The organism is Ruegeria discodermiae, assembly GCF_030758345.1.
In the GTDB taxonomy this organism is placed as follows: domain Bacteria; phylum Pseudomonadota; class Alphaproteobacteria; order Rhodobacterales; family Rhodobacteraceae; genus Ruegeria_C.
Genome location: NZ_JAVAMO010000027.1, coordinates 20,086 through 30,284 on the forward strand (window position 1 = coordinate 20,086; position 10,199 = coordinate 30,284).

A 10,199-nucleotide genomic window follows, 5' to 3' on the forward strand; every position below is an offset into this window, starting at 1 on the left:
TGTTGCTGGGTTGACGAAATTTCAACCGCGTCAGGGCAGGTCGAGCGTTCGCTGAATAAAGTCGAGCAGCTTTTCTTCGATTGCGCTGTTTTCGACGATCACACCGTCGAGTTGCTCCAGCAATGAAGCGACCTCCGGTTCTATCGGAGAGAAGAACCCATTCTCCTTGGTGGCGAGGCAGAAGTATTTTTGACCGTTCTTGTGCTTGAATTGGCCCAACATGCTGATCTGTCGGCCATCGGCGGCATCCACGATGACGACACGACCGTTCAGGCTGACCTTCAGGTAAGGTTCCGATTTGGTCCGCTTGCTGGATCCGCCGTACATATGGAACCTGCTGGGTGTCTGGCTGGTGTCATGCGGCTGTGCGTTTTCAGCCGCTTGAACTTTGCGCGACGCCGAAAACGCCCCGTTCGAAAACGTATCGGCCAGCTTGTGAATGATGGCGCTGTTCTCTTTGATGAGACGTTTCGCCTGTATGTCTTCGCGCCGCGGTTCGTCTTTCTTTGAGAATATGTCCAAGATGCTCACCAATTGTGCGGGGCGGTCCCATCCCGGGGGCTCCCTGCTGCTTTCTTCATCAAAAAGGAAAACACACCTGACCCACTCCATCAAGAAAACGCGTAGCAAGGCCGGGGGTTTGCTACAATCGGAGGAACTGAACGCTTGGCTTAGTGGCGATTTCCGTCGGGCCCGGCTGGAGGAAATACCCGGTTTCGCCACGCCTATAGCGAGAGTGTTCCGGGTGAATGGCGGCCATTGCGTGTTCCACATGCTGGAACTCGGCCCGCTCCCTATGTGACGCCTAGGTAACGATTTTTGCAGGCCGCCAAGAGTACAAAAGCCCGAAGGAAACGCCTGCGGTCATCGCTCATGCGTTGTAGACCTACCTGTTTCGTCAGGCGGGCACTCCTAGTGCCGCTGCGATGATTGTCGAGTTCCAGAGATGTGACAATATGTCGCATCGGCGCGACTTAAGCCTGTTTTTTCCAGCTGAAAGGCGGTTCTTTTCAATTCGTCACATAGCGTAATATTATGTATCACCCCCACTTCTCCCCGAATTGGAGAGAAGCAATTGTTTTCGTCCCAAATTTCTTGATGTTCGATAATTCAATCGGTGAATTAAGTGTGAGCGTTACATTTCGTTACGAATTTTTCGCGTTGCTTCACAAATGAAATACCTGAGAAGGACCATTTCACTAATCAACTGCGCCATTGATTGGCGCAGGCGATTCGATAGCGTCGGTCGTGCGATAATCGATACAGTGGGGATGTCATGGCCAAAGCAATTCACTCAATGATCAGGGTGCTCGACGAAACAGCATCCTGCGCGTTTTACGAGGCGGCCTTTGACCTCAAAGTGGCGGACCGGCTGGATTTCGAAAACTTTACGCTTGTCTACCTTGCGAACAAGGAAAGTAGTTTTGAGTTGGAGCTTACCATCAACAAAGACACGACAGAGGCTTACGATCGGGGTTCGGGATACGGACATTTTGCCGTCACGGTTGAGGATCTGAACAGCGAACACGCGCGCATGACCGAACTGGGTCTTGCTCCGCGCAAAATCGTTGACTTTTCCAATGACGGAAAGCCTGTCGCGCGGTTCTTCTTCATTCAGGACCCGGACGGATACGAGATCGAGGTTCTTGAACGTGGCGGGCGGTATCTCTGACAGAAAAAGGCAACGGAACCGGCGTGAAACCCGCATCGGGGCCGGTGCGGAGCGCGGAGATGTCGCTGGCTATGGCGCGAACACCGAGGTTGCGCTGCGGACCTTTTGCCACAGCGATCAAGACGTCGTCTTTGATGCGCTTCGCTCAGAGGAACTTGCCCGATGCCTTGCCGCCTTGCCGGTGCCAGTCGATGACGCCGGCTGCGCGCTGTATCTTCGTTTTCTGACAGATCCGAATGTCACGTGCCGGGTTGTAACCTTAAATGGCCGCTTCGCGGGCGTTCTGAGTCTGGGGACTGAGCTGACATTCTGGATTTGCTCGGAATTGCACGGGGCAGGGATTTGCCATCAGGCCTTGCGCCAGTTTCTGGCACTGCCAGAGGTGCGTTCGGGCGCGGGTCCGCTTATCGCCTGCTGTCTCACAGACAACAATGCTGCCGCTGCGGTGCTGAGAAAGGTTGGGTTTGTCCAAGTGGGTCAACCGTTTCGCAGATATTCCTTCGCCGAGGCCGCCCCAGTCCTCTTTCAGCGCTATTGCAGGGATTGCCAAATTATCAATCTTTCTTAACAAGACGCTGAAGGGTCTTGGCTGGCTTTGTTGCACAAATCGGTTGAAGGGCGCATTTCCCCTTTCCCTGGACGGACTTATCCTGCGGGTTCAGTGACAGGTGTGCCGAGAGCGGTGTAGCGGTTGAGCACCGCAATCCGGACCTGAAGCCCAGCGACCTGCCGGTCGAAGTCTCGGGCCATGAGGCCTTGGCCGAGTAGTTTGACGCAGTTCATTTTCGTTTCTGCACGGCTGCGGCTGTGATATCCGGTGAGCTTTCGCCAAAGTGCGCGTCCGAGATATTTGCACGCTCTATCGGCTTCGTTTCGCGCGACGGCGCCCGCCGTGGTTGGCTTCCAAGGTTGGGCATTCTGGCACGGCGGGAGGCTGTGTCGCAAACTCTGGCGTCGGTAAGAGCTATCGCATTGGCAGGCGGTTGTTATCCAGCGAGCGCCGCAAACTGACGGAATCCGCTTGTCGAAGGTCCCAGCTGGCCCTTGCGGATCATGTTGGCGGTCTCGATTCCTGCAAGTGTCGCTGTTATTTTTTTGTCCGAATCAACAAGAACATACATGGGATCTGTCGCAAAGTTTCTCCCTGGTTCCGAAACGAATGCTGGAACTTATCGAATTGGGCGAGATTCCCGTCGGCAGCTGCTCCGATTTGATCGGAGCAGCTGGTCGAGATGACCAGTTTTCAAACTTTGCGACAGATCCTGCCATCAATCCTTTGACCGTATGGCGCATTGGAACCATCTGAAATATAGTAGTATGGCAAGGCGGAAACGCCATGCTCGCCGATGTCAATCAGCGCTTCTGCTCCGCGAGGGTCGGAGCGGTCTATTTCAATAAAATGGTAGTTGCGTGCATCTAGATCATCGTCCCGCATTGGGATTGGTGGAAATTCGGATTGTCTCACAGACGGTTCCTCACTTCGGGGTCCGATCCCCAGCTAGGTAGGTTAGGCATTTGTCCAGAATGGCGCTCAACTCAGTCCGGTCCATTTCGGAAAGCCCTTCGACCAATCGTTTCTGAACAACAACATGATCTGACACGGCGGCATCGATCTTCCTGATCCCGCTCTCTGTAAGCTTCACATGGACACTGCGCTTGTCCTCCGGGTTCGGGATGCGCGCTACAAGACCATCCTTTTCAAGCTGGTCGATGCGGTTGGTCATTGTGCCTGACGTCACCATCATCGTTGCAAGCAGTTGATTGGGGGACAGGGCGTGGGGCGGTCCCGACCTCAGGAGCGTGGCCAACACATCAAAACTCGCCGCGCTCAGCCCATGATTTGCAAAGGTCTTGCCCATCTCTTCGCTATAGAGCGCCGACAATCGGACCACCCTGCCGATCACGCCCATCGGCGCGGTGTCAATACCTGGCCGCTGTTTGGCCCACTGCGCCCTGATGTCTTCAATATCGAACATGCAACAACACTGAATGGATTTTATCTTGACGTCAAACTAAATGTATTTATCTCTACATCAAGATAAATCGGAGATCTCCATGTCCCGCCCCTATGACCTCGCCCTCACGGCACTGGCCCCAATAGTGTGGGGGAGCAGCTACATCGTCACCACAGAGCTCTTGCCGAACCTTGATCCGCTGACAGTGTCTGTCCTTCGCGCACTACCTGCTGGCCTACTTTTACTCTGTCTGGTTCGCCAAATTCCTTACGGCCACTGGATCTGGAAGATGTTCATTCTCGGCGCGTTAAATTTCGCGATATTCTGGTCACTGCTTCTCTTTGCCGCCTATCGTTTGCCCGGGGGCGTCGCAGCCGTGATGGGGGCCTTGCAGCCGCTTGCGGTCATCTTCGCATCGCGTTTCTTGCTTGGATCACCAATCAAAGTGCTTTCGCTTTTCGCAGTCGCGGCGGGCGCCGTTGGGGTCGCACTCCTTGTCCTGACACCTGAAGCGAAACTGGATATGTGGGGCGTTGTTGCCGGGATTGCGGGATCGGCATCCATGGCCTTCGGCACTGTGCTGAGCCGAAAGTGGCAGCCGCCAGTTAGCGCTCTGACCTTTACAAGTTGGCAATTGACGGCTGGCGGCCTGCTATTAGTGCCCTTTGCCCCTTTTGCGCCAACGGATTGGTCGACCATCAGCGGTACCAACGTCTTGGGGCTCGCCTATCTAGGGCTGATCGGTGCTGCGTTGACCTATATTATTTGGTTGCGCGGTATCCGCATCATCCAACCCGCTGCAGTTTCGATATTGGGCCTTCTCAGTCCTCTGAGTGCAACGTTGCTTGGGTGGTTCATTCTAAACGAAACGCTGAGTGCTGCGCAAAGCATCGGGATGATTGTCGTCCTTCTGAGTGTGATCCTTGGTCAATACGCACTGAGATCGAGACCAGCATCGAAAGAACCGACGATGGCCGCGTTGCTACCAATGCGCCGCTGGGATACGGCAGCTCAAGGAAACAAGGGACGACACGTTGACACATGAGATTAGATTTTCCCGGCTGATTGATGTGCCAGCTTCCGAGATTGCCGAGCACATGTCCGACCCGAGGGTTGCCGAACACATGCCGCTCTTGACGGGTGCGTGGGACACGGAGATGGCAATCAACTTTGTCAAAATGAAAGAAGAATACTGGGCGCGGGATGGACTCGGGCACTGGGCGTTTCTGGCCGACGGCAAATACATTGGGTGGGGCGAGTTTCAGAAAGAAGGTGACGAGTGGGATTTTGGCCTTGTCTTGAGACCAGATGCGTTTGGCCTTGGCAGGCGCATTTCAAAGAAGGCCATAGATTTCGCCATAGCTGACGACCGCATTCCGTTTGTGACGTTTCTGCTGCCACCCTCCAGGAAGAACCTTGGAGCGCTCGGAAGAATAGGTGCTGAGCACGTTGGTGATGTCGATTACGACGGAGAGAGGTTCCTGAAGTTTCGATTGGAAACGAAGTAGACTCGATCCGCTTAGCAGACCTTCATGCAGGTCGTAGCATTCGTCAAATTGGGGCTCTCGGTCGACCTCGGAGCTGACGCGGCATCTTGATGGCAGGCGAGGAACTCGGCAATAAGGACGGCCCATTGCAGACCTCCAGCAACTACTTGCTATGCTGCAACGCTGCCCTTCGAAGGGGACATTCGCTGCATCTGCAAGTTGTGATCGAAATCAGCTTCGGGTTTGACGTTGTATCTGCGTAGGGCACCTCACGATGTCCAACTTTTGCAAACTTTCAACCCGGGGCCAACTTCTTGTACCCGTCTCTGGTTTGCGGTGTTTTGATACCCAACAAGCTACCTGCAACCTGTGTTTTCAGGATCTGCGCGGTTCCGCCACCGATGGTGAACATGCGCACGTCGCGATACATGCGCTCGATCGGCTCCTGCGCGCCGTATCCGCGCGCACCAAATATTTGCAAGGAGTCGTTGACGACCTTGATCGCCTGTTCAGATGCAAAGGCTTTTGCCCGGGCTGCCATCATCATGTCGGGAAACCCCGTCGGCCCAAGGGTTGCAGCGGCCTCGTGCAGCATCAGACGGGAGGCATGGACCGCCGTATCCATGTCTGCAAGCATCCACTGAAGCCCCTGAAACTCCTGCAAGGGGCGGCCGAACTGATGACGTTCGCGCAGGTATCTTTTCGCATGTTCCAGCGCACCTGCGGCAATTCCCATGGCAACCGTTCCGGCCCCGACGCGCTGGCTGTTATAGGCGGTCATCAGATCGGCAAAGCCACGCCTTATTCCCGATGGGGTGACCAGCGCGAAGCGCTCATCAACCTCCAGATCGGTAAAACGAAGCTCAGTTTCGGGCATTCCGCACAGCCCCATGGTCCGTTCGCGACCAACCACATCGAACCCTTTAGGGGCGATACCGTTTGCGGGATCGTAATGAACCAGAAAACCGGTAATTCCCAGATCGGTTCCGTCTTCATCCAGAACACGCGCAAATATCAGGTAGAGCTTCGAAACGCCGCCACCGGTAATCCAATGCTTGGTGCCGTTGATCAGATATTTCCCCCCAATATGTCGGGCCGTTGTCTGCATTTCGGTCGCGGCACTGCCGGCATTGGGCTCAGTTATGCAGATTGCAGGCTTGTCCCCTGACAGGACCAGCGGAGCCACAAAGTCACGCTGCTCATCCGTGCCATAGGCCATGATTGCGCTGACGCCGCCCATATTGGCCTCAACGACGATCCGGGCGCTCAACGCGCAAGCTTTGGCGATTTCTTCGACAGCCAAAACCACGTCAAGGTAGGAAGCTCCAGGCCCTCCGAACCTGGGCGGGATTGTCATGCCCATAAGTCCGGCATCGGTCAGTTCACGTACGTTTTCCCAGCAATAGGTGCGGGTTTCGTCCCAGTGACCGGCGCGCTCCGCAAATCCGGGAGCCAGTTCACGGGCGATTTCCTGATACGTCTTTGTTCCCTGATCAAGCATGGGGTCATCCTCTCTGCTCACAATTATGTGAGGGTCCGAATGCTAAATTCAATCGAATTTACTTTGTACTTAAATTAAGATTTATTGATCTTATGCAGATGTCAGCTTTTGAAACACTGGTTGCAATTGCGCAGCACAGCTCATTTTCCCGAACCGCGGACATTCGCAACATGACGCTGTCTGCGGTCAGCATGCAGATGAAATCGCTGGAAGAAGAGCTTGGCGCAACATTGTTCGATCGTCGGTATCGGCCACCCAAGCTGACGCCACTTGGAGTAAGGGTTGCTCAGGACGCCAAGACAATAGTCGATGCCTACTCAGTTCTGAAATCAAGATGCATGCCCACCGACCAACTGACCGGAACGTACCGGATCGGTTTGGTCCCCTCTGCTGCTGCCCGCATCCTGCCCTTGTTTCTCAGGAACTCAGCGCAGTTGGCTCCAAAAGCAATGTTGAACACGAGCACCGGATTGTCTGAGAATTTATGCGAACAGGTCCGAAACGGTCAACTGGATGCGGCAATTGTAACCGAAATCGCCGACGCAACATTTGACCTTTCCTGCGAAACCCTGATCCGCGAAGAAATGGTGATCGCCGCGCCAATACTCAGCGAAGCCGGAGGATTGTCGGAGTTATCCATGACCCATCCCTTCCTTCACTTCATCCCATCCTCGGGCATCGGAAAACTGATCGCCCAATACCGCGATCAGATGCAATTGAAGTCGAAGGAAGTGATCATCCTCGACAGTATCGAAGCCATCGTAAACTGCATCAAGAGCGGGATCGGCTACGCGCTTTTACCGAAAGCAGACGTATTGCGGTATGGGGCTGATCAGGTTCTTGTCCTGCCGTGTAAGCCGCAGCCGTTGTTTCGCAACATCTCGCTGGTGACACGCGAAGACGCCCTGACCGAAATATGGCGTCCAAAGCTGAAGACACTGCTAAAGGCCAGCATATCCGATCTGGAAAACGCGAAGAATTAAGCTACTCAAATCGTTTGGCGGATCGTCAGCAGCACCCGTACAAGAAACCCGCAGATGACATTTGCCAGTTGTTTGCCCTAGTCTGACACGAGGTGCAGCGATGAGTACTGCCCAAACATATCGTCGGGATTGTTACGCCGAAGGTAGGTATCATGCAGGAGCTTCAGGTCCAGCCAGTCCGTTCCCGTTTGCGCGTGTTCCTGTCGCTCTTGTCGGGCCCGATACTGTTTTTCCTCGTCCGTTCGCTCGATGCTCCACCCGGAATGTCCGAGGCGGGCTGGACGTTGCTGGCCTTGCTGGCGTGGATGGTTGCATGGTGGCTGAGTGAGGCAATTCCGCTGGCCGCCACCGCATTGCTGCCGGTTGTCGTCATGCCCCTCGCCGGAGTTGCCGAGATTGGTACGGTCACCCAGGCCTATGGCCATCCCCTCATATTCCTATTTCTGGGTGGGTTCATGCTGGCCATGGCGATTGAAGCCGTCGGCCTTCATCGGCGCATCGCGCTTGCGATCGTTTCAAGGGCCGGTACGGGACCACGCAATCTGACTCTAGGCTTCATGATCGCCACCGCATTCCTTTCGATGTGGATCACGAATACGGCCGCGACAATCATGATGTATGCTGTTGCACTGTCCGTCATCGATTTCATCAAAAGCAAAGTTGCGGCCTCGGATGAGCTCCGCCGGTTCTCTGTCGGCCTTATGCTTGCCGTGGCCTACAGTGCATCGATTGGGGGAATGGCCACGTTAATCGGATCACCCGTCAATGCTTTGCTGGCGACGATCATGTCTGGCGAATACGGCATAATGGTCGAGTTCGTTGACTGGCTGGTGATCGGCCTTCCGGTGACAATGGTAATGTTGTTCATCGCCTGGGCCCTGTTGAGCCTTGTCTTGTTTCGGTGCGGCGGCTTGGCGGATAACGACCTTGCCGACGCGGTTCGCATTGAACGGGAACGGCTTCCGCCGATGGGCCGGGCGGAAAGGACCGTTGCAGTGGTCTTTGTTCTGGTGGCAACCGGTTGGATATTCGGGGACCAGATTACGCATCTCACCGGATTGCCAATCACGGATACCGGCGTAGCCTTGATCGCAGCTTTGTTGCTTTTCGCGACCCCAGTGAACGCAGATATGACGAAGTTCGCACTGGATTGGGAAACCGCTGTGAAATTGCCGTGGAACGTATTGATCCTGATCGGCGGTGGGCTCGCCGTGGCTTTGGCGTTTCAGATCACCGGGCTGGCGGATTGGATCGGTGAACAGGTATCAGGAATTGACATCTCGGTTTTGGCCATGGTGTTCCTGATCGTTGCGATGATGGTTTTTCTGACCGAGATTATGTCAAATCCAGCCTCCGCCGCGACCATACTTCCGGTGGTTTCTGCCGTCGCAGTCGGGTTCGATTGGAGCCCGCTTTTACTGGCAGTGCCCGCCGCGCTTGCAGCCAATATGTCTTTCATGATGCCAGTCGCAACCGCTCCGAATGCAATCGTGTTTTCGAACCCTGATCTTAAAATCACCGATATGGCGCGGGCAGGTTTTTGGCTCAATTTGTGCGGCATTGCCCTGTGCACTCTGACGGTTCACTTCGTCTATCAACCCATTTGGGGTTGGTAGTAACTCAGGCAAATAAACGGCCCATTGCTGCGGTTCTGTCGCAAACTTTGTGCCCACCTGTCAGGTCAGGCTTAGTTTTGGTAGCGCATGCTCCAAATTACAGGAGCAGACCGTGACAATCTCATTCAAGAGTGCACACTTTCCGAAAGAAGTGATCGTGTATGCCGTTTTCTTCTATCTCCGATACGGCGTGTCTTACCGGGATCTGGAAGAAATCATGGCTGAACGTGGCGTTGAACTGGATCACGCGACGTTGAACCGTTGGGTGGGTCGATATGCTGGTCTTGTAGCTGATGCTTCACGGTACAAAAAGCGCCCTGCCGACCGTTCATGGCGCATGGATGAGACCTATGTGAAAGTGAAGGGTGAGTGGGTTTATCTCTATCGGGCTATCGATAAACACGGCAAGACCCTGGACTTCATGCTATCCAAACGCCGGAACAAAGCTGCTGCAACAAAGTTCTTCGCTCGTGCTCTTGAGGTAAACGGATTACCCCGAAAGATTGTAATCGACAAAAGCGGGGCCAACACTGCTGGCATCAAAGCGATAAACAAGATGCTGAAAGGCTTTGGTTGCCCGGTACCGATTGAGATGGTCAGACGGAAGTACCTCAACAACATCATTGAACAAGACCATCGATTCATCAAACGACGGATCAGGCCAATGCTCGGTTTCAAGTCCTTCGCATCAGCCGCATCTGTCCTGGCAGGCATAGAATTGGTCAACATGATCCGCAAAGGTCAATTCACGCCCGAACTCCGCCCGTTTCAGCAATTCGCCGAACTGGCAGGCTAAACTGCCCACCAATTTCAATGATGTTTAGCCATCCAACAAGTTTGCGACAGAACCCATGGATGCGCCTCTTTATGCTCCTGCCGTCACAGTGCCGCATACTCCACTGCAAACGGAAAATATCGGTCCGTGGCCGCGTGGAAGAGAGCTAAACATCACCCTGGGTGAATGGTTCGCTGCGAGCGGTGGCGT

The 10,199-nt window shown here is 54.5% G+C and carries 11 protein-coding genes and 2 pseudogenes; 7 read left to right on the forward strand and 6 right to left on the reverse strand.

Annotated features, from left to right (window positions below; translation table 11 throughout):
* Window positions 1-30: 30 nt before the first annotated feature.
* Window positions 31-615, reverse strand: a complete 585-nt coding sequence (locus Q5Y75_RS26670) for a hypothetical protein (RefSeq protein ID WP_306203287.1) — start codon at window positions 613-615, stop codon at window positions 31-33.
* A gap of 661 nt (window positions 616-1,276) precedes the next feature.
* On the opposite strand from Q5Y75_RS26670, the gene Q5Y75_RS26675 reads away from it, so the two are divergent.
* Window positions 1,277-1,672 (forward strand): VOC family protein, encoded by a 396-nt coding sequence (locus tag Q5Y75_RS26675; RefSeq protein WP_306203288.1) that lies wholly within the window; start codon window positions 1,277-1,279, stop codon window positions 1,670-1,672.
* Window positions 1,653-2,240: a GNAT family N-acetyltransferase gene (locus Q5Y75_RS26680; RefSeq protein WP_306203298.1), complete on the forward strand. Its 588-nt coding sequence runs from the start codon at window positions 1,653-1,655 to the stop codon at window positions 2,238-2,240. Before Q5Y75_RS26675 ends, Q5Y75_RS26680 begins: the two co-directional genes overlap by 20 nt.
* 77 nt (window positions 2,241-2,317) lie before the next feature.
* Here Q5Y75_RS26680 and Q5Y75_RS26685 read toward each other — a convergent pair.
* The 4 genes and pseudogenes from Q5Y75_RS26685 to Q5Y75_RS26700 form a co-directional block, all read right to left on the reverse strand.
* Window positions 2,318-2,602 (reverse strand): annotated as a pseudogene (locus Q5Y75_RS26685) (IS5/IS1182 family transposase); the annotation flags it as partial.
* A gap of 56 nt (window positions 2,603-2,658) precedes the next feature.
* A pseudogene (locus Q5Y75_RS26690) lies at window positions 2,659-2,757 on the reverse strand (IS6 family transposase); the annotation flags it as partial.
* A 158-nt stretch (window positions 2,758-2,915) separates the two neighbouring features.
* Window positions 2,916-3,137 (reverse strand): hypothetical protein, encoded by a 222-nt coding sequence (locus Q5Y75_RS26695; protein ID WP_306203289.1) that lies wholly within the window; start codon window positions 3,135-3,137, stop codon window positions 2,916-2,918.
* A gap of 10 nt (window positions 3,138-3,147) precedes the next feature.
* Window positions 3,148-3,648 (reverse strand): MarR family winged helix-turn-helix transcriptional regulator, encoded by a 501-nt coding sequence (locus tag Q5Y75_RS26700; protein ID WP_306203290.1) that lies wholly within the window; start codon window positions 3,646-3,648, stop codon window positions 3,148-3,150.
* Window positions 3,649-3,727: 79 nt separating this feature from the next.
* On the opposite strand from Q5Y75_RS26700, the gene Q5Y75_RS26705 reads away from it, so the two are divergent.
* A complete protein-coding gene (locus Q5Y75_RS26705) occupies window positions 3,728-4,672 on the forward strand; it encodes an EamA family transporter (RefSeq protein WP_371933314.1) in 945 nt (314 codons plus the stop codon).
* Entirely contained in the window at window positions 4,662-5,135 is a 474-nt protein-coding gene (locus Q5Y75_RS26710; RefSeq protein ID WP_371933315.1) for a GNAT family N-acetyltransferase, read from the forward strand. Before Q5Y75_RS26705 ends, Q5Y75_RS26710 begins: the two co-directional genes overlap by 11 nt.
* A 274-nt stretch (window positions 5,136-5,409) precedes the next feature.
* Here Q5Y75_RS26710 and acdA read toward each other — a convergent pair whose 3' ends face one another.
* The gene (acdA, locus tag Q5Y75_RS26715) at window positions 5,410-6,615 is read right to left on the reverse strand and encodes a 3-sulfinopropanoyl-CoA desulfinase (RefSeq protein ID WP_306203291.1); all 1,206 of its coding nucleotides are present in this window, start codon (window positions 6,613-6,615) and stop codon (window positions 5,410-5,412) included.
* Here acdA and Q5Y75_RS26720 point away from each other — a divergent pair.
* From Q5Y75_RS26720 to Q5Y75_RS26730, 3 genes are all read left to right on the forward strand, one after another.
* Complete coding sequence (locus Q5Y75_RS26720) at window positions 6,597-7,598, forward strand: LysR family transcriptional regulator (RefSeq protein ID WP_306203292.1); 1,002 nt, start codon at window positions 6,597-6,599, stop codon at window positions 7,596-7,598. The two genes, acdA and Q5Y75_RS26720, sit on opposite strands and share 19 nt — an antisense overlap.
* Window positions 7,599-7,750: 152 nt before the next feature.
* Window positions 7,751-9,214: an SLC13 family permease gene (locus Q5Y75_RS26725; protein ID WP_306203293.1), complete on the forward strand. Its 1,464-nt coding sequence runs from the start codon at window positions 7,751-7,753 to the stop codon at window positions 9,212-9,214.
* Between the two features lie 112 nt (window positions 9,215-9,326).
* The gene (locus Q5Y75_RS26730; protein WP_306203295.1) at window positions 9,327-10,010 is read left to right on the forward strand and encodes an IS6 family transposase; all 684 of its coding nucleotides are present in this window, start codon (window positions 9,327-9,329) and stop codon (window positions 10,008-10,010) included.
* Window positions 10,011-10,199 lie beyond the last annotated feature (189 nt).

Coding starts and splice junctions, on each gene's coding strand:
- Q5Y75_RS26675 (WP_306203288.1), top strand. CDS start 1,277: ATGGCCAAAGCAATTCACTCAATGATCAGGGTGCTCGACGAAACAGCA.
- Q5Y75_RS26700 (WP_306203290.1), bottom strand. CDS start 3,648: ATGTTCGATATTGAAGACATCAGGGCGCAGTGGGCCAAACAGCGGCCA.
- Q5Y75_RS26705 (WP_371933314.1), top strand. CDS start 3,728: ATGTCCCGCCCCTATGACCTCGCCCTCACGGCACTGGCCCCAATAGTG.
- acdA (WP_306203291.1), bottom strand. CDS start 6,615: ATGCTTGATCAGGGAACAAAGACGTATCAGGAAATCGCCCGTGAACTG.
- Q5Y75_RS26725 (WP_306203293.1), top strand. CDS start 7,751: ATGCAGGAGCTTCAGGTCCAGCCAGTCCGTTCCCGTTTGCGCGTGTTC.